This window comes from Actinoplanes regularis (assembly GCF_900188005.1).
Lineage (GTDB): Bacteria > Actinomycetota > Actinomycetes > Mycobacteriales > Micromonosporaceae > Actinoplanes > Actinoplanes regularis.
Genome location: NZ_FZNR01000003.1, coordinates 402,886 through 421,076, shown reverse-complemented (window position 1 = coordinate 421,076; position 18,191 = coordinate 402,886). Strand labels below are relative to the sequence as shown.

The 18,191-nt window shown below is 69.4% G+C and carries 19 protein-coding genes, 1 tRNA gene and 1 pseudogene; 10 read left to right on the top strand and 11 right to left on the bottom strand.

Annotated elements, in window-relative coordinates; all coding sequences use genetic code 11:
• Positions 1-106: 106 nt before the first annotated feature.
• Both CHC09_RS11535 and CHC09_RS11530 read right to left on the bottom strand, forming a co-directional pair.
• The gene (locus CHC09_RS11535; RefSeq protein WP_089293015.1) at positions 107-850 is read right to left on the bottom strand and encodes a hypothetical protein; all 744 of its coding nucleotides are present in this window, start codon (positions 848-850) and stop codon (positions 107-109) included.
• A gap of 131 nt (positions 851-981) precedes the next feature.
• Positions 982-2,622 carry a recombinase family protein gene (locus tag CHC09_RS11530; RefSeq protein ID WP_089293014.1) on the bottom strand — a complete coding sequence of 547 codons (1,641 nt, stop codon included), beginning with the start codon at positions 2,620-2,622 and terminating at the stop codon, positions 982-984.
• A gap of 31 nt (positions 2,623-2,653) precedes the next feature.
• On the opposite strand from CHC09_RS11530, the pseudogene CHC09_RS47505 reads away from it, so the two are divergent.
• Positions 2,654-2,740: pseudogene (locus CHC09_RS47505) on the top strand (peptide-methionine (S)-S-oxide reductase MsrA); the annotation flags it as partial.
• A 48-nt stretch (positions 2,741-2,788) separates the two neighbouring features.
• Here the strand turns inward: CHC09_RS47505 and CHC09_RS11525 are convergent.
• Positions 2,789-3,403: a hypothetical protein gene (locus CHC09_RS11525; RefSeq protein WP_089293013.1), complete on the bottom strand. Its 615-nt coding sequence runs from the start codon at positions 3,401-3,403 to the stop codon at positions 2,789-2,791.
• A 207-nt stretch (positions 3,404-3,610) separates the two neighbouring features.
• Between CHC09_RS11525 and CHC09_RS11520 the strand changes: the two genes are divergently transcribed.
• Entirely contained in the window at positions 3,611-3,985 is a 375-nt protein-coding gene (locus CHC09_RS11520) for a hypothetical protein (protein ID WP_089293012.1), read from the top strand.
• A 95-nt stretch (positions 3,986-4,080) separates the two neighbouring features.
• On the opposite strand, the gene CHC09_RS46220 is transcribed toward CHC09_RS11520, so the two are convergent.
• A complete protein-coding gene (locus tag CHC09_RS46220) occupies positions 4,081-4,248 on the bottom strand; it encodes a hypothetical protein (RefSeq protein WP_179277039.1) in 168 nt (55 codons plus the stop codon).
• 94 nt (positions 4,249-4,342) lie between these two features.
• On the opposite strand from CHC09_RS46220, the gene CHC09_RS11515 reads away from it, so the two are divergent.
• From CHC09_RS11515 to CHC09_RS11500, 4 genes are all read left to right on the top strand, one after another.
• A complete protein-coding gene (locus CHC09_RS11515) occupies positions 4,343-5,770 on the top strand; it encodes a CYTH and CHAD domain-containing protein (protein WP_089293011.1) in 1,428 nt (475 codons plus the stop codon).
• Positions 5,771-5,773: 3 nt separating this feature from the next.
• Positions 5,774-6,727, top strand: coding sequence for a polyphosphate kinase 2 (gene ppk2 / locus CHC09_RS11510; protein ID WP_089293010.1), 954 nt, complete (start codon positions 5,774-5,776; stop codon positions 6,725-6,727).
• Between the two features lie 283 nt (positions 6,728-7,010).
• Complete coding sequence (locus tag CHC09_RS11505) at positions 7,011-7,904, top strand: ribonuclease Z (RefSeq protein WP_089293009.1); 894 nt, start codon at positions 7,011-7,013, stop codon at positions 7,902-7,904.
• Positions 7,905-7,913: 9 nt separating this feature from the next.
• On the top strand, positions 7,914-8,417 hold the full coding sequence (locus CHC09_RS11500; RefSeq protein WP_089293008.1) for a GNAT family N-acetyltransferase: 504 nt from the start codon (positions 7,914-7,916) through the stop codon (positions 8,415-8,417).
• Between the two features lie 313 nt (positions 8,418-8,730).
• On the opposite strand, the gene CHC09_RS11495 is transcribed toward CHC09_RS11500, so the two are convergent.
• The 3 genes from CHC09_RS11495 to CHC09_RS11485 all read right to left on the bottom strand — a co-directional run bounded on the left by CHC09_RS11495 (position 8,731) and on the right by CHC09_RS11485 (position 10,977).
• Positions 8,731-9,027: a hypothetical protein gene (locus CHC09_RS11495; RefSeq protein WP_089293007.1), complete on the bottom strand. Its 297-nt coding sequence runs from the start codon at positions 9,025-9,027 to the stop codon at positions 8,731-8,733.
• 243 nt (positions 9,028-9,270) lie between these two features.
• Positions 9,271-10,629: a cystathionine beta-synthase gene (locus CHC09_RS11490; RefSeq protein ID WP_089293006.1), complete on the bottom strand. Its 1,359-nt coding sequence runs from the start codon at positions 10,627-10,629 to the stop codon at positions 9,271-9,273.
• Between the two features lie 3 nt (positions 10,630-10,632).
• Complete coding sequence (locus CHC09_RS11485; RefSeq protein ID WP_089293005.1) at positions 10,633-10,977, bottom strand: YkvA family protein; 345 nt, start codon at positions 10,975-10,977, stop codon at positions 10,633-10,635.
• 198 nt (positions 10,978-11,175) lie between these two features.
• Here CHC09_RS11485 and CHC09_RS11480 point away from each other — a divergent pair, with 198 nt between their 5' ends.
• The 4 genes from CHC09_RS11480 to CHC09_RS11465 all read left to right on the top strand — a co-directional run bounded on the left by CHC09_RS11480 (position 11,176) and on the right by CHC09_RS11465 (position 15,065).
• Positions 11,176-12,204 carry an SGNH/GDSL hydrolase family protein gene (locus CHC09_RS11480; protein ID WP_089293004.1) on the top strand — a complete coding sequence of 343 codons (1,029 nt, stop codon included), beginning with the start codon at positions 11,176-11,178 and terminating at the stop codon, positions 12,202-12,204.
• Between the two features lie 46 nt (positions 12,205-12,250).
• Positions 12,251-13,039 (top strand): SGNH/GDSL hydrolase family protein, encoded by a 789-nt coding sequence (locus CHC09_RS11475; protein WP_089293003.1) that lies wholly within the window; start codon positions 12,251-12,253, stop codon positions 13,037-13,039.
• Between the two features lie 81 nt (positions 13,040-13,120).
• Positions 13,121-14,365 (top strand): acetyl-CoA C-acetyltransferase, encoded by a 1,245-nt coding sequence (locus CHC09_RS11470; RefSeq protein ID WP_089293002.1) that lies wholly within the window; start codon positions 13,121-13,123, stop codon positions 14,363-14,365.
• A gap of 232 nt (positions 14,366-14,597) precedes the next feature.
• On the top strand, positions 14,598-15,065 hold the full coding sequence (locus tag CHC09_RS11465; RefSeq protein ID WP_089293001.1) for a GNAT family N-acetyltransferase: 468 nt from the start codon (positions 14,598-14,600) through the stop codon (positions 15,063-15,065).
• Positions 15,066-15,086: 21 nt separating this feature from the next.
• On the opposite strand, the gene CHC09_RS11460 is transcribed toward CHC09_RS11465, so the two are convergent.
• The 4 genes from CHC09_RS11460 to CHC09_RS11445 form a co-directional block, all read right to left on the bottom strand.
• Positions 15,087-15,392 carry a hypothetical protein gene (locus tag CHC09_RS11460; RefSeq protein ID WP_089293000.1) on the bottom strand — a complete coding sequence of 102 codons (306 nt, stop codon included), beginning with the start codon at positions 15,390-15,392 and terminating at the stop codon, positions 15,087-15,089.
• Between the two features lie 195 nt (positions 15,393-15,587).
• Positions 15,588-16,439 (bottom strand): Bax inhibitor-1/YccA family protein, encoded by an 852-nt coding sequence (locus CHC09_RS11455; protein WP_089292999.1) that lies wholly within the window; start codon positions 16,437-16,439, stop codon positions 15,588-15,590.
• A 236-nt stretch (positions 16,440-16,675) separates the two neighbouring features.
• A tRNA-Leu gene (locus CHC09_RS11450) sits at positions 16,676-16,758 on the bottom strand.
• Positions 16,759-16,812: 54 nt separating this feature from the next.
• Positions 16,813-18,183, bottom strand: a complete 1,371-nt coding sequence (locus CHC09_RS11445; RefSeq protein ID WP_089292998.1) for an NAD(P)/FAD-dependent oxidoreductase — start codon at positions 18,181-18,183, stop codon at positions 16,813-16,815.
• Between the last annotated feature and the right edge of the window lie 8 nt (positions 18,184-18,191).

Genomic DNA, 18,191 nt, shown 5'->3' with positions numbered 1-18,191 from the left:
CCGTTTGATTCGCCCCCAACGATGCGCGGGCTGGTGCGGCCCCGGACGGCCGCAGGCCCGGCCTGGGCCGCTCTTCGTGAGCTGCCGGGGCCGGGCCTTCTTCACGTCACACGGTTGCTTCGAGCGCTGACCGCAACGCCCACCGGGAGATCCCGAGCCGCTCGGCGGCGCGCGTCTGGGTGAGCTTCGGGTTTACCTTCTTCAGCGCCTCCCAGAGTTGCCGAGTCTGCGCGGCTGGACGGCCACCAGGAGGCGGCGGCGGGATGGCCGGCTCACCGCCTGAGAAATTCTCTGCGGCTCCGGTCCCGCTCGCGGTGGACGGAGGTACCGGCGCTCCGGTTGCGTTCGCCTGCGAATTTCTGAGCGTCACCAGCGGCAGCACCCGGATGCCCGCCGGAACAACGAGCGGCACTGGGCGAGGCGCTGCGGATGCGACAACCGGAAGGGCAGCCTTGACCACGGCTGCGCGGTCGCCGGTAACCACAATCGCCATCGTCGCGATCAGTAGGAGGCCATCGACCGCGACCGGCCCGAACCTCGTCGTGATCGGGTCCTCACCGTAGTACGTGAGCAGGCCGGAACCGTGCCGGTAAGAGACGACCGCCGCGACGGCCGCGACCGGGAGGAGGCCGACGGCCCGCACGACGATGTATTGCCAGCCGCTCGGCCACGGCACGCGGACCGCCAGCTCGATCACGACCGCCAGGGCGACCGGCCAGAAGATCGAGAGCAACACCGCGCCGACACGCGGCGACCAGCCGGCTGGGGCGCCGTCCGGCGGGATGAACGAGTGCGCGACGTTGGCCGCGATCGAAACGGCCGCGCCAAGCAGCGCGCCAAGGTAGGCCACACCTCGACCCGAGCGGGGAAGAACGTTCAGGGAAGTAGGGTGCATCGGTAGCGGAACCTCCAGTGTTCCGTTAGGGCCTCGGTCGGCGGCGGAATCGCTCGGCCGGGGCCTGCTTATCGGGCTCGTTCTGGTCAGTTCGAGGGGGCCTTGGCCCAGTCGATCTCGACACGCGGAGCGACGGCACCCCACGGGTCCGAGCGGGTCGGCCGTCCGCCCTTCGCGGCGGCGCGACGAACGGTCAGCCGGTCTATGAACAATCCGACGAACTCGCGGCGCTCCTCGATCGGTGCGGAGTCCCACCAGGAGCCCTCGTCGCCGTGCTCGCTAGAGGTCCACCCGGTCAGGGGAATGGTGGGCGTCATCGCCTCGTTCAGCGCGGCCAACGACGCGGTGAGTTCGTCGACTCGGGCACCCGTCGTGGTCACCTGACGCTCCACCACCAGGGCGGCGGCACCCTTGGCGGTCGCCAGAGTCTCCCCGAGCCGGTTCAGCGTGGTGGTCGCATCGACGAGTTCAGCGGCCACCGTGGCGCGCTGGGCGGCGGTTGCCGGGTCGGCGTGCGCCACGGCGTACCGGCGTGTGGCCTCCGCGAGGATGGCTCCAACCTCGGCATCATCCGGGTTATCCGGATCGAAGCTGTCGATCAGTCGCCCGATACGGAATCGGACGTAGGCGTCAAGCGTCGCCATAGAAATCGTGCAAGAGTGCCGCCCTGCGGGCGCACTGCACTGGTAGGAGTTGCGAGTAGGTGAAGCATTGAATCGCCGGGCCTTCTTCGGCCGCTTGCACTCGCAGAACAGGATGCCGAGGCCGGAGAGCAGCGAAGGCGTGTCGCTGGGTCGTCGGGGCGCGCCCGCTCGCCTGTTGAGCGCGGTCTGAAGAGCCCAGAATTCATCAGTCGTGATGATGGCTCGATCGGGAGCCGGGAGGGACCGCTCGCCGGGTACCCCGCTGGCCAGGGCGTATCCGGTCGTGTTGCCCTTCGCGTCCGTGATCACGACGGCAGGCAGGCCAGCGATACGCGGGTCACGTAGGCGCAAGCCAAGTGACCGATCCGACCATCCCGAGTCGATGCGGCTCCGGCCCACGGTTGCACCACGGGTCGGTACGCCCCGGCGCTCGAAGTACCGCGCAACGGCGTGGACGGCGTGATTCCAACGGACAGCACGCGCCGCAAACCGTAGGTAATGGGCCTCGGTTGGCTCGACCACGAGAGCCCGGATGGCCACTGGGGCTCCGTCCGGAGTCCGCTCGATCCTTTCTACGGTGGTGAAGCCATACGGAACTCCCCCGAGATGGCCACCGGCGGCGCGGGCGAGCGCTTTCGCGCCTCGGACTGCCTTCGACTTGTTGGCGCTCTCGTTGTGGGCCGCGTCTAGTCGGAGCAACAGGTGGATGAGATCCATCGTGTTGTCCGGGCCGAAGGTGCCCTCGGTGGTCGAGATGATCGTCAGACCGTTGACGAGCAAAGGCAGCAACTCGTGGAGCGCCTGCTTCGGGTCCTGCCGGGTCAGCCGCGAGACGTAGTAGACGTAGACGTGCGTGATCCGGCCAGCCTTGATGTCCGCGATCAGCCGGTCATAGTCGGGCCGGATGATCTCCGTGTCGTAGCCACTCTTGCCGATGTCCTCGTACCGCAAGATCTCGGAGCCCGGGTGGTCGTGGGTGGCGCGCTCCACCGTCGCGGCGCGCTGGGTCTCTGGGCTGGCTTCGGACTTGTTCCGGCGCGCACTGGACTGCCGGACATAGATGGCGGGAAGTGCGGTGGTCATGCGGCGGACAGTACAACACCGGTCGTCAGGATCTAAGAACCCCAACGGCTACTGCAACCACGGCCCGAACGGCCTGACCTGCCCGGTCGGCGTCGCCCAGGTCCCCGACGAGAGCTGACCGTCCGGCCGCCGGCCACGCCGGCGGCCACACGTTCGCCGCTACCGGTCACCGGTCCTGGAGAAGCTCTGCCCGCTGCAGCAGGCGCAGCCAGGCGTCGGTGAGTTCGCCCTTGTTCCGGCCCTTGCGGATGCGGTGCTCCAGCAGGCCGGGGCCGAGCACGAGGGAGACCAGCTCCGGATAGCGCGGCCCGAAGACCCAGTCGGCGAAGAAGGTCACCGCGTCCGGCGCGATCGGGTGGTGGATCTCCTTCACGACCTCCCAGTCGATGTTCCGCTGGAACCACGCCCAGTCTTCGACGTAGTACACGTCGCCCGTGACCGGGTCGAGAGAGATGCCCTCGCCGCCGCGCACGCCGAGACGGCCCCTCGTCAACGACTGCCACGACCACATCTCCCAGCCGAGATCGATCGGCATCGGCAGGAGCATCTCGACGTCGGGCCGCGCCCGCCACCCCTCGATCGAGCGCAGCTCGTCGGGGCACTCGAACCGGAAGAGCGGGCCGCCGGCCGACTCGAACAGCCGGAACGCCGCCACGGCGGCCGGCGGCGCGTCCGCGGGCGCCTCCGGCAACGCGAGCGGCGGCCCGATCTCGACCGCCAGATCCGACTCGGCCGCCGCGGCGCGGCAACGCTCGACCCTGCTTCGCAACTCCTCCAGCATCCGATCATTTTCGTCGATGGGGTCGGTGCATCACCGGAGGGCTGGAACCGGGCCGCACACGGCCGGTTCACCACGTTTCGGGTAACAGCGCCGGCGACCATTTTCAGCGTGAGTCCACGTCGAGCATTCACGCCGTCGGGGGTAAAGAATCGACATGTTACGAAATCCCGCCCACACTCGAAAAGTGAGACACGCGGGAGGTGGATCATGTCACCGAGCTCTACGAACGAGGCGCGATATTCCGGTAACCGGGACGACGGAGAGCGCCACGGAAACCCCGATGAACACCACGCCTGGGCGCACGCCGAGGCCATGATGGAACAGGCTCGGGCCATGATGCGCGAGGCCGAGACCGCCATGGAGACCTGGAAGGTCGGCAAGGAGATGAACCGGGTGTACTGCAAGCACCGGGGCATCAGCGAGACCGACGCGGAGATCCGCTGGGCGGCGACGGCGACCGCGAAGAACGCGATCAGCGCCAACAACTTCTACGTCACGCTCGCGCAGATGTATTACGGCGCGGCGTCGGCGAGTTATTCACGCGCGCTCTATCTGCGCAGTCGCGACGCGGCTCGAATCTGAGCGCGGAAACGGCGTACCGAAAAAGCGGAAATCGTGCGGCGCCGCGCCCGAGCGAACCGGGCGGAGCAAGGAAAAACAAAGGCGGAAGAAGCGGCCTAACGCTCGGATTTGGGCGTGTCGTGCTCGGCCACCGGGGCGGCATCCGGCCGCGGCGCCGCCTGCGCCGGGCTCGCCGGCGCCGCGAGCGCCAGCCCGAGCACCGCGCCCGCACCGATCAGACGAAGGCCGGCGAGCGAGACCTGGCGAAGATCCGAACTTTCCATGAACCACTCCTAAGACCGAGGCGATTCTTTACGATGCCAGCGGATCCTGAGCGATCGCTGTGCCAAAACGCTCCGACCGGGCACCATTGATCGCGTGGAGACCGCGACCGAGACCGAGCGCAAGTACGACGTCCCCGAGTCCTTCGAGCTTCCGGACCTGACCGGTGCAGCGGGCATCGCCAAGGTCGACACCGCCGAGACACATGATCTCGACGCCACGTACTTCGACACCGAAGACCTCCGGTTGATGAAGAATCGCCGGACGCTGCGGCGACGATCCGGCGGGCACGACGCCGGCTGGCACCTGAAGACCCCGGGTGACGGCGACGGCCGCAAGGAGCACCGGATGTCCGGCGCCGGCGACGAGGTTCCCGACGAGCTGCACGCCCTGGTGCGCGGCATCGTCCGGCGCCGCCCACTGGCGCCGGTGGCCCGGCTGCGCACGCACCGGGTGGAGACCCCGCTGCGCGACGCCAAGGGCCGCACCCTGGCGCTGGTCGCGCAGGATCGGGTCCGCGCCGAGTCCGGCGACGACCACAGCGCCTGGCAGGAGATCGAGGTGGAGCTCGTCGACGGCGACGTGCGAGTGCTCGCCGCCGTCGAGAAACTGCTTCTCGAGGCCGGTGCGAGCCTGGCAGCGGGCCCCTCCAAGGTGGCCCGGGCCCTGGCCGGCCGGCTCGGGTCGGAACCGGGCCAGGACAGCGTCAACCCCGTTTCCCGGTACGCCCGGGAGCAGCGCGACGCGATCCTGGAGCACGATCCCGCCGCCCGCCGCGGCGCGGAGGAGCCGGTGCACAAGATGCGCGTCGCCACCCGGCGGCTGCGCAGCACCCTGAAGAGCTTCCGGCGCTGGTTCCCCGAGCGGGAGACGGCCGAGCTCGGCGACGAGCTCCGCTGGCTGGCCGCCGTGCTGGGCGCGGTCCGTGACCCGCAGGTGCTGGAGGCGAAACTGCTCTCCGGTGTCGAGGACGCCGGCCCCGACTTCCAGCCCGCCGCGGAGCGGATCCGGACCGTTCTGGAGCAGCGGGTGGCGCAAGGCCGCGAGGAGCTGACCGCCGCTCTCGACTCGGACCGTTACCTGGACCTGCTGGACCGGATCGACGCGCTGGTCGACCGCCCGCTGCCGGACGACGACGACCCGGCCGAGCGCGCCCGCAAGGTGCTGGCCAAGGCGGACGGCGAGCTGGACGCCGCGATCGCCGGCGGCGTCGATGAGGAACTGCACGCCGCCCGCAAGCGGTACAAGCAGGCGCGGTACGCGGTCGAGCTGATCGCCCCCGAGGCCGGGAAACCCGCCAAACGGCTGGTCAGAGCGCTCACCGACCTTCAGGACGGGCTGGGCGCGCACCAGGACTCGTCCATCGCCAGGGAGACCCTGCACGAGATCGGGCCGGACAGTTTCTACTTCGGCGTCCTCTACGGCCGACAGGAAGCAGTGGGTAAGGAGACTCTCGTCGCGGTCCCCGCGTTGGTGCGGGCGTCCCGGCGGAAGAGAGTTCGGCGCTGGCTTGTAAAGGCGTGAGACATGAGCACTGAGACGGAGTCGCAGTACGCGGAGGCGATCACACTGCCGTACGCGGGGCCGATCGCGGAACTGACCGGATACCGGGTGGTGGACGACGAGGACGACGATCCACGCCTGCTGAACGCGGACGGCAGCCCGGTCGACACCTGGCGGGAGGACTATCCCTACGACGAGCGGCTGTCGCGCGCCGAGTACGACCACCACAAGCGTCTGCTCCAGATCGAGCTGCTGAAGCTGCAGAACTGGTGCAAGGAGACGGGCGAGCGACTGGTGATCCTCTTCGAGGGCCGGGACGCGGCCGGCAAGGGCGGCACCATCAAGCGCTTCATGGAGCATCTGAACCCGCGCGGCGCGTCCGTGGTGGCGCTGGAGAAACCGAACCAGCGGGAGAGCACCCAGTGGTACTACCAGCGGTACATCAAGCACCTGCCGTCCGCCGGTGAGATCGTGCTCTTCGACCGGTCCTGGTACAACCGGGCCGGCGTCGAACGGGTGATGGGCTTCTGCACCCGCCAGGAGTACCTGGAGTTCCTCCGGCAGACGCCCGAACTCGAGCGGATGCTCGTCCTCTCCGGCATCAACCTGGTCAAGTTCTGGTTCTCGGTGACCCAGAAGGAGCAGCACACCCGCTTCGCGATCCGGCAGGTCGACCCGGTCCGGCAGTGGAAGCTCTCCCCCATGGACCTCGAGTCGCTGGACAAGTGGGACGACTACACCGAGGCCAAGGAGGCGATGTTCTTCTACACCGACACCGCCGACGCGCCGTGGACCGTGGTGAAGAGCAACGACAAGAAGCGGGCCCGGCTGGAGGCGATGCGGCACGTCCTGCACCGCTTCGACTACGCCGGCAAGGACGAGAACCTGGTCGGGGTACCCGACTCGCAGGTCGTCGGCGCCGCCTCTCTCGTGGTCGAGAACACCGACGAGTCCCCGCACGTATTCCCGCGCCTGTAAGTGATTCAAAACCGTTGGCGCGCTCGGCGACGGGTGGTTAACGTGGCCGTACACGTGAGAGGAGGTGGTCCGAAGTTGTATAGCAACGGGACTCGTGAGGTGGCTGTCCGCTAGCCGCTGTCCTTGACAGCTTTGTTCAGCGTCGAGACCGTGTGGCAGCGGCCCGGCGAGTATCAGGCAGCCACCCGACCCCTGGGGATCCGGCCTAGTCCGACCGGACCACTTTCGCGTTCGCGCGGCGTGGAAGTCCCCGGGGGTCGCTTCATATCCGGAAGGTGTTCCGATGCGTGAACTCGTCGTGCTGGGCACCGCGAGCCAGGTGCCGACCCGGCACCGCAACCACAACGGCTATCTGCTGCGCTTCGACGACGAGGTGATCCTCTTCGACCCGGGTGAGGGCACCCAGCGTCAGCTGCTGCTGGCCGGCCTCCCGATCACCCCGATCAAACGGATCTGCGTCACGCACTTCCACGGCGACCACAGCCTCGGCCTGCCCGGCATCCTGCAACGCGTCTCGCTCGACCGGGTGCCGCACCCGGTCGCCGTCCACTACCCGGCCGGCGGCCAGGAGTTCTACGACCGGCTCCGGTACGCCACCAGCTACTGGGACAACGCCGACATCGTGCCGTCCCCGGTGGGCGCGGCGTTCGTCACCGAGACGTCCGCCGGGCGCCTCACGGCGCTCCCCCTCCGGCATTCGATCGAGACGTACGGCTACCGCCTGACCGAACCGGACTCCCGCCGGATGCTTCCTGAGCTGCTCACGGCGCACGGCATCAGCGGGCCGGCCGTCGGCGAGCTGCAACGCGCCGGTCGCCTCGGCCCGGTCACGCTGGAGCAGGTCAGCACCGTGCGGCACGGGCAGAGCATGGCGTTCGTGATGGACACCGGCCTGTGCGACAACGTGTACGCCCTGGCCCAGGGCGTGGACCTGCTGGTGATCGAGTCGACCTTCCTGGCCGAGGACGCCGAGCTGGCCGCGCAGGTGGGACACCTGACCGCCGGGCAGGCGGCGGCGGTGGCGCGCGAGTGCGGGGTACGCCAGCTGGTCCTGACCCACTTCTCGCAGCGCTACCCGGACCAGTCCCGCTTCCTCGACGAGGCCCGCAAGGAATTCGACGGACCGATCGTGATCGCCGAGGATCTGCTGCGCGTCCCATTCCCCGCGCGCCGTTAGATTCGGATCATGACCCTTCTGCTACGCCTCGCCGACGGGACCGATCCGGTGCGGGTCGGCGCTCTGCACCAGCGTTCCCGGGTGGCCGCCTACGCGGGCTTCCTGCCACTCGAGGTTCTGGAGGCTCGGACGGCCGAGTCGTTCGGCGAGTGGTGGGCCGAGCGCTTCCGCTGGGAACGGGACACGCACCGGATGACCGTCGCCGAGGAGGACGGCGAGCTGGTCGGTTTCAGCTACATCGGCCCGAGCGAGACCCCCGGTGCCGTCGAGCTGTACGCCATCCACGTGGACCCGTCCAGGGTCGGGACTGGAGTCGGCCGGGAACTGATGATCCGCGCGCTGGCCGACCTGCCGGGCTTCGGCGGTGACCGCGCGGTCCTCTGGGTGTTGAGTGACAACCGGGCCGCGCGCGCGTTCTACGAGAACGGCGGCTGGAAGGCGGACGGTGAGACCCGGCTCGAGCCGATCAACGGCGTCCCGGTCATGCAGCTGCGTTACACACATCCGCTGTGATCAGCGCTGGGCGGCCCGCCGCCGACAGGACGGGCTCGCTGGTTGGACGGGAACGCGCGACCGAGTGAATGCGGGGGAACCTGTGGTCACGCGCTCCCGCCAACCGCCCCGCTCGAACCGGTTGCGCCTGGCCGGAGGCGCGGACCGGCGGAGGCGTGCCGGTCCGTGGTCCGGTTCAGAAGCGGGCTTTGGGCGCGGGAATACCGGAGCGCTGGCGGGGCGCCCCGGCGTCACCGCCGGGAGACGTACGCCGGGCCGGGAGCCTGGGCTTGCCGGGGGACGGTCAAGCTCGTCGCACGTCTAAATCCGTGGGTCAGTCGGCGTACCTCCGATGATTGTGGTTGCCGCGATCCGCGCGACCGCGGTCGGTCATCGCGTTCGGCAGGCTGTTCAAGTCGTGCCGTAGGGTCCAGGCCTCACGCCAGGGCCGGCGGGACACCGCGTCGGCTCGCTCCGCCAGCCGGCGGGCCGAGCACGGCCACTGCCATCCGCACCAGACGCAGTTGCCGTCCCGACCGGCCGCCGTGTGCCGGTCGAGCATTTGCTGCGCGTCCCGCCACAGCAGGCGATCCACGATGTCGCCAGTGGCCGCCTCTTCGACGTCGACCATCCCCTACCCCTTCGTCCGGGAGTGGCTCATAGCTCCGTCACGTCACATACAACCGCACTGGACCATCGCCTGGTCGGACTGAGTGTGCGATTGTGGCAACTATCAGTAACCACGGATGTCCACAGTGCTCTGCGCCGGTGGCTGCACGGCGCCGGACGATCAACGGGCATCGACCTGGACGGGGACACAGGCCGTGCGGTCTGGCGGGGCCCGGCGCATCGCGCTCCGGGCCCCGAACTCCGATCAGGACAGATGGGCCAGGAGGTCCTGCCGGGTCAAGACTCCCGCCGGCTTACCGTCGACCAGGACCATCGCGGCGTCCGCCTTCTCCAGCAGGGCGACCGCCTCGCTCACCGACTCCCCGCCACCGATCATCGGCAGCGGCTCGGTCATGTGCCGCTCGATCGTGTCGTGCAGGTGGGCCTGCCCGGTGAAGAGCGCGTCGAGCAGCGCCTTCTCCGAGATCGAGCCGGCCACCTCGCCGGTCACCACCGGCGGCTCGGCCTTGAGCACCGGAAGCTGGCTGACCCCGTACTCCCGCATGTAGTCGATCGCGTCGCGGACCGTCTCGGTGGGGTGGACGTGCACCAGCGGCGGGATCTCGGCGCCCTTGGCGGCGAGCGCGTCGGCCACGGTCGGCGCGTCGCCCGGCGTACGAAGGAACCCGTACCGGGCCATCCACCGGTCGTTGAAGATCTTCGAGAGGTAACCGCGGCCGCCGTCCGGCAGGAGCACCACGATCACGTCGTCCGGACCGGCCTTGCGGGCCACCTCCAGCGCCGCCACCACGGCCATCCCGCACGAGCCGCCGACCAGCAGGCCCTCCTCGCGGGCCAGCCGGCGGGTCATCTCGAAGGAGTCCGAGTCGCTCACCTTGATCACCTCGTCGGTGACCTTCGGGTCGTACGCCGTCGGCCAGAAGTCCTCACCGACGCCCTCGACCAGGTAGGGCCGCCCGGTCCCGCCCGAGTACACCGAACCCTCCGGGTCGGCGCCGATGACCCGCACCGGCCCCCGCTCCTTCAGGTAGCGCCCGACACCGGTGATCGTGCCGCCGGTGCCGACCCCCGCGACGAAGTGGGTGATCTTCCCGCCGGTCTGCTCCCAGAGCTCGGGCCCGGTCTGCTCGTAGTGCGAGCGCGGGTTCGCCGGGTTGCTGTACTGATCGGGCTTCCAGGCGCCCGGGATATCCCGGGTCAGCTGAGCGGAGACGTTGTAGTACGAGCGCGGGTCCTCGGGCGCCACCGCCGTCGGGCAGACCACCACCTCCGCGCCGTACGCCCGCAGCACGTTCTGCTTGTCCTCGCTGACCTTGTCCGGGCAGACGAAGACGCACTTGTAGCCCCTCCGCTGCGCCACCAGGGCCAGACCGACCCCGGTGTTGCCGCTGGTCGGCTCGACGATGGTGCCGCCGGGCTTGAGCAGCCCCGCGGCCTCGGCGTCCTCGACCATCCGCAGGGCGATCCGGTCCTTGACCGAACCGCCGGGATTCATGTACTCGACCTTGGCCAGCACGGTAGCGCTGATGCCCTCGGTCACGCTGTTCAGCCGGACCAGCGGAGTGTTGCCGATGATCTCGACCACGTTGTCGTAATAGCGCACGCTTCAGCGTACGCCGACGACCTTCACCGAACGCTCCCACTCCAGGAACCGCTCCGTCTCGCTGAGCACCGAGCCGGCCAGCCAGGTCACCGCGACCGCGTCGTCGATCAGGCCGAAGACGAAGAGGAACGCCTCTGGCACGGCGTCGACCGGCGAGACCACGTACACCGTGGCGACCGCCATCAGCGCCAGCCGCATCCCGCCGTCGTACTCACCCTTGGCGGTCGCCCTGATCATCCGTGGGAGTGCCGCGATCCGCTTGCCCAACGAAGGCCCGCCCCGGGCGCCGGACGTCAGGGCCTTGCCGAGCGCGGTGAGTGCCGCCGTACGTTTCAGAGCTTTGGCCATGTCTGTTCCCCTTTCCGCAACTCCAGCATGACCTGAGCCCGCCATGATTGCCTCTCGCCATCGCGAGTTAGCCTCGAATCCCAACGCCGAGTGCCGATCTTGGCCGTACCGGACGGCCAGCTCAACACCGAAGAGGGGCTTACCGGGCCGGACGGTTCCCTTCGGACGACAGCGAGGGAGAACGTGAACAGCACCGTTATGAACTTTCGCGCACTGACCGCAGAGGAGCGGCAGCGGATCCGCTCGGCCGGCCGGCTCGCCGGCCAGGTGACCGGAGCGCTCGCCGGCGTGACCGTCCTGTCCGCCGGGCTCCTGCTCCGGCAGGCCGCCGACGCGCGCCGGATCATCCCACTTGCCGAGGCGCCCCCGCCCCGCGGCGACGGTGTGTACGGCGCGAAATTCCACGGCAAGCCGCTCAGCCTGGTGGTCCTCGGCGATTCGTCGGCGGCCGGCTACGGCGTGCACCGGCCCCGGGAAACCCCCGGCGCGCTCTTCGCCACCGGGATCTCACGCCGCCTGCACCGCCCGGTGCGGCTGCACCGGCTGGCCGTGGTCGGCTGCGTCTCGTCCGGCCTGCCCTGGCAGGTGGACACCGCGCTGGAGCACGAGCCGGACCTGGCGATCATCCTGATCGGCGGCAACGACGTCACGCACGTCTCGGCCCGGGCCGACGCCGTCCGGCACCTCGGCGATGCCGTCCGCCGGCTGCGCGACGCCGGCTGCAAGGTGGTCGTCGGCACCTGCCCGGACATCGGCGCGATCCAGCCGATCAAGCCACCGCTGCGCTGGCTGGCCCGGCGCTGGAGCCGGCAGCTGGCCGCCGCGCAGACCATCGCGGTGGTCGGGGCCGGCGGGCGTACGGTCTCGCTCGGCAACCTGCTCGGCCCGATGTTCGAGGCCGATCCGACCCGGATGTTCGGTTCCGACCGTTTCCACCCCTCCGCCGAGGGGTACGCACGAGCGGCGGCCGTGATGATGCCGACGGTGATGGCCGCCCTCGGCGAGGACCATCGGCCGGCCGTTCCGGTCGCCGAGGGGATGTGCACCCTTTCGGAGGCGGCCGATGAGGCGGTCCGCGCGCCGGGCACCGAGGTCAGCCCGCTCCGGGCCGGTGGCCGGTGGGCACAGTTGCGCCGGCATCCCTGGTTCGGCGAGTCCCGCCGCTGGCCGCTGGGCCATGGGCCGAAGCCGGGCAGCGCGCCGAGTGCGATCCGGGCCGTAGGGTAAGAGGGGTAAGGATCATCGAAGTCGACGCGACGCAGGGAGGCGAGACATGGCTGGGCTGCCGGACCGACTCATCAAGGCCGCGGCTACGGGCCTGTTCGCCGGCGCACTGGGCGGTGCCGCCCTGCTAGCCGGCGAGATCCTGGCCGCCAGCGCCCGCCGCTACGCCAAACCCACCATGGGTCTGGCCCTGCGCACCTCGATGGGCCCGGCGAACGCCCCGACGCTGCGGCTCGTGCTGCTCGGCGACTCCGCGGCGGTCGGGGTCGGGGTGGAGTGGCTCTCCGACACGGTCGGCGGCCAACTGGCCCGGCTCGTCGCCGACGGCGGCCCGGGAAACGGCCCACGGCACGTGCTGCTCTCCAGCGTCGGTGTGGCCGGATCCCGCTCGTCGGACCTGTCCACACAGGTGGCGCGGGCGCTGCTCGGCGCCAAGCCGGACGTGGCGGTCATCCTGATCGGGTCGAACGACGCCACCTCGCTCCGCTCCCCGGAGGAGGCGGCCGGCCACCTCGTCCAGGCGGTCCGGCGGCTGCGCTCGGCCGGCGTCCGCGTGGTCGTCGGCACCTGCCCCGACCTGGGCGCGATGCGCTCGATGGCCCCGCCGCTGCGGCAGATCGCCGGCGCGCTCGGTCGCCGGATGGCGAAAGCACAGGCAAAGGTGGTGACCGCGGCCGGTGGGGCGGTGGTCGACCTGGCCGCGGAGACCGGCACGGTGTTCCGGGCCGACGCCGGGACGCTCTGCTACGACGGCTTCCACCCGTCCGCCGACGGCTACCGGGTCTGGGCGCACGCCCTGTACCCGGCGGTGGCCCGCGCCGCCATGAGCGGGGTCTGAGACTCCGATCCGGGCGGGGCGATCGGATCGGTGTGACGAATCCACACTTCCGACAATGTTACCGATGAGTAAACTGGGTGAATGCCGGAAGCTGTCATCGTCGCCACTGCCCGCTCCCCGATCGGCCGCGCGCACAAGGGCTCCTTGAAGGACCTGCGCCCCGACGACCTCACCGCCACCATCGTCGACGCCGCGCTGAACAAGGTGCCCCAGCTCGACCGCACCCTCATCGAGGACCTCTACCTCGGATGCGGTCTGCCCGGTGGTGAGCAGGGCTTCAACATGAGCCGCGTGGTCGCCACCAAGCTGGGCCTGGACGGCCTGCCGGGCGCCACCATCACCCGATACTGTTCGTCCTCGCTGCAGACCACCCGGATGGCGTTCCACGCCATCAAGGCCGGTGAGGGCGACATCTTCATCTCGGCCGGGGTCGAGACCGTGTCCCGGTTCGCTCGAGGCAGCTCCGACGGCCTGCCCTCGGCCGCGCAGGCCCTGCTCGGCGGCGGCTGGGAGAACCCGTACTTCGCCCCCGCCCAGGCGCGGACCGCCGAATACGCCCAGGGCGGCAAGGTCTGGCACGACCCGCGTGAGGACGGCCTGGCCCCCGACATCTACATCTCGATGGGCCAGACCGCGGAGAACCTGGCGCAGCTGAAGAACGTCTCCCGCGAGGAGATGGACGAATTCGGCGTACGGTCGCAGAACCTCGCCGAGAAGGCGATCGCCGACGGCTTCTGGGAGCGGGAGATCACCCCGGTGACGCTCCCCGACGGCACCGTCGTGTCGACGGACGACGGCCCCCGTGCCGGCGTGACGATGGACGCGGTCTCCGGCCTCAAGCCGGTCTTCCGCCCGGACGGCCGGATCACGGCGGGCAACTGCTGCCCGCTCAACGACGGCGCCGCCGCGGTGGTCATCATGAGCGACACCAAGGCCCGCGAACTCGGCATCACCCCGCTCGCCCGGATCGTCTCCACCGGCGTCACCGCGCTCTCCCCCGAGATCATGGGCCTCGGCCCGGTCGAGGCCTCCAAGCAGGCCCTCAAGCGGGCCGGCATGACCGTCGACGACGTCGACCTGTTCGAGATCAACGAGGCGTTCGCGGCCCAGGTCATCCCGTCCTACAAGGATCTGGGCATCCCGCTGGAGAAGCTGAACGTGAACGGCGGCGCGATCGCCATCGGCCACCCGTTCGGTATGACCGGCGCCCGCATCACCGGCACCCTGCTCAACTCCCTGAACTGGCACGACAAGTCCATCGGCCTCGAGACCATGTGCGTGGGCGGCGGCCAGGGCATGGCCCTGATCATGGAGCGCCTCAGCTGATCTTCTGGCGTTTCTGAAGGCCCGGCGCTCACCCCGCCGGGCCTTCGTCCTTCCCGCCTTCCCGAAGGCCCACCGCACCCCGCCCGCTCTTCCCCCTCCAGGCGGACCTCAAAGGCGCGGCCCCCACCCCCGCTCGCCCAACCTTCCCGAAGGCCCGCACGCACCCCGCCAGGCCCTCCTCCCGGCTACTTATTCACTGGTGGTACGACCGCAGCCCGGCCAGGCTTGGCGGATGGGATTGACGATCACGCGAGTGGATGCCGACGGGCCGGAATTCAGTGCGCTGGTAGACCTGTTCGACGAGTACCGGGTGCACTACGGGGAGACCTCCGATCCGGGGCGGACCGCCGCCTGGCTGGCGGATCAACTGGGATCCGGGCAGCTCCGGGCCTGCACGGCAGCGCTCGCCGACCATCCGGCCGTCGGCTTCATCACCAGCGCGGTTCTACCCGCCTCGCTGCGACTGGCGACGTTCTGGCTCGTCCGTGACCTGTTCGTCCGGCCCGCCCATCGCGGTGCCGGTGCTGCCCGGGCCCTGCTCGGTCACGTCACCACCGAGGCTCGGGCCGCAGGTGCGTTACGTGTCTCGCTCCAGACCGAATTGGACAACTTTCCGGCGTTGGCGCTCTACTCAGCGGCCGGCTTCCGCCCCGTCGACGGTCTCACCAGTCTCAGCCTGCCGTTGCTCGCTCAGCCCTGACCCGCCACCGCCGGTCAGCGGTCAGATGGTGGAGCGCAGATCATCAACCGCGCTGGTGGCGCGAGCGAGCAGTTCCTCGGCGGGGTCGGCGGCGATGATGTCGTCGGCGACGACCCGCAATTGGTCAGGCAGCACCAGGTCATGCGTGCGCGGAACCTCACGCGCGGCACGACTCTCCGCCTCGGCGCCCAGGTCGGCGAGCCGTTGCACCAGGCCGAACACAAGATCGCCTTTTGTCCCGGCGCCGACGCTCGCCTTCCAGCGTCCCTCCTCCCAGTGCCGAACCTGGGTGAGCAACCGCTCGACGGACGTCGCGAAGTCGGACATCCGGCGAGCCTACCCGCCACTTCCACAACGTCACGCAGGCCCAGCGGATCTTCAGCGCGGCAGCAGGCCACACGCCGGCCGATGCAAGCACAACGCCCGGACCGCGGGAGCGGTCCGGGCATCTGGTGAAGCGGGGGGCAACGCCCGGACCGCGGGGAGGCGGGCCGGGCGCTGCGGATGACGGCTGACGAACCGTCAGTCGTCGCCTTGCAGGTAGCTCAGCAGGCGCAGGATCTCGATGTAGAGCCAGACCAAGCCGACCAGGATGCCGAAGGCAGCGGTCCAGGAGTACTTGCGCGGGAGTCCCAGGCGCACGCCCTCCTCGATCTCGTTGAAGTTGAGGATGAAGCTGAGCGCGGCGACCACGATGCAGACCAGGCTGAAGATGTAGCCGAGCGGGCCGTTGTCGCGCAGTCCGGTGTTGATGCCGAACAGCGCCAGCACGAAGTTGATCAGCATGACCATGAAGAGACCGCCGATGGTGGCGATCATGATCCGCTGGAATTTCGCGCTGGCCCGGATGACCCGCGCTCGATAGAGCGCCGCCATCAGGAAGAAGACGCCGAAGGTGGCGACCACCGCCTGTAGGACGATGCCTTCGAATCCGAAGATGTCCTGGTAGGCCTTGCTGACCATGCCGACGAAGACACCCTCGACAACCGCGTACGTGAGCACGAGGGCCGGATTGGCGATCCGCATGAAGGAGATGACCATGCCGAGCACCAGGCCGACCATCGCGGCGCCGATCCAGGCGCCGACGGTCAGGTCCAGCGGAATGAGGTTCCACGCGGCGATCGCGGAGATGCCGGTGATGCCGAGGAGGGTGACCGTCTTGACGACGACGTCATCGATGGTCATCGGCTGAACGGCGGGCGGAGCGGCGGGGTAGCCCTGCGCCGTCGGATACGGCTGACCGTATCCGGGTGCGCCGTAACCCGGCTGACCGTAACCCGCCTGGCCGGTCGGCCCGTATGGCCCGTACCCGGCCGTCCGCTCTCGCTCGGCCGCCTGGCCGAGGCGCGAGAGCACCGGGTTAGAAGTCTTCACTGTGTCCAGCCTCCCTTGGTTCGGCACAACGAATGCCTGTCGCTCCAGGGTAAGCGCTGTGCGCTCGGACTGCCGCCCTTCGAAGCTGTGAGCAGGCTGAAAATGACATGTGTCATGGGCAAACGCTGCTGTCCAGTGCTACACGGATGATCTCAATCCGCCTGAACGCGAACAAAAGCGAAGACAGAAAAGCGAAGCGGCCGCGACGGATCGTCGCGGCCGCTTCGCCAAAACTGTGCCCGGGGCGGGTCTCGAACCCGCACGCCCGTGAGGGCAGCCGCTTTTAAGGCGGCCGTGTCTGCCATTCCACCACCCGGGCGGCCTGCGAACACCGTAGCTGGTGCCGCCCGGGCGATGGGATACGGCCTTACCGTCAGCGCGAGCCGGAGGTGACCTTGTCCTCGACCTTCTCCGCCTTGGGCTTCGGCGCGACCGGCGGGGTGACCTCGAGGAACTCCTCACGCGGACGGTGCAGCTGGCCGAGCGCCACGGTCTCCCGCTTGAGCACGAAGGCCAGCACCCAGTCGGCGGCCACACGGATCTTGCGGTTGAACGACGGGATCCGGCTCACGTGGTAGAACCGGTGCATCAGCCACGCCGGGTAGCCCTTGACCTTGATGCCGTAGACGTACGCGACACCCTTGTTGATGCCGAGGCCCGCGACACCGCCGACGTGCTTGTGGCGGTACTCCTTCGGGGCACCGCCCAGGACGACCTGGCGGATGTTGTCGGCGAGCACCTTGGCCTGCCGGACCGCGTGCTGGGCGCTCGGGGAGCACCAGCCGCCCGGGTTGGTCAGGTCGGGGACCTGCGCGCAGTCACCGGCGGACCAGGCGCCCTCGAGCACCTCGCCGTCCAGCGTCGCGACCTGCAGGGTCGGCAGGCAGTTGACGTGCCCGCGCGGGCCGAGCGGCAGGTCGGTCTGCTGGAGCATCGGCGACGGCTTGACGCCGGCCGTCCAGACCAGCGTCTCCGCACGGAACGAGTCACCGTCGGAGAGCTCGATCAGGCCGTCGACACAGGAGTTGAGGAAGGTGTCCAGGCGCAGGTCGATGCCGCGGGCGGCGAGTTGGCGGGCGGCGTACGCGCCCATCTGCGGGCCGACCTCGGGCAGGATCCGGTTGGTCGCCTCGACCAGGATGAAGTGGACCTCCTTGGGGTCCAGCTCCGGGTAGTACTTCAGCGCGTCCGCGACCACGTCCTGCATCTCGGCGAGCGCCTCGATGCCGGCGAAGCCACCGCCGACGAAGACGAAGTTGAGCGACGCCTTGCGCACCTCGGGGTCCGGCGTCACGGCGGCGACGTCGAGCCGGTCGAGGATGTGGTTGCGCAGGTAGATGGCCTCACCGATGGTCTTGAGGCCGATGCCGATCTCGCTGAGGCCGGGGATCGGCAGGGTCCGCGAGACCGAGCCGGGCGCCACGATGATGTGGTCGTAGGCCATGTCGTACGCGGGGCCGTCGATCGGCTGAATGGTCACGGTCTTGCTGGCGTGCTCGACCTTGGTGACCTCACCGGAAACGATGCGGCACTTCTTCAGCTCACGGCGCAGCGGCACAACGGCGTGGCGCGGCGAGATGCTACCGGCCGCTGCCTCGGGCAGGAACGGCTGATAGGTCATGTGCGGCACGGGGTCGATGACAACGACCTCGGCGTGGTTCCGGTTCAGCTTCTTGGAGAGGCGCAGGGCCGTGTAAAGCCCGACGTGACCTGCTCCTACGACGACTATGCGCGGCGGATTCACGCCCTCAT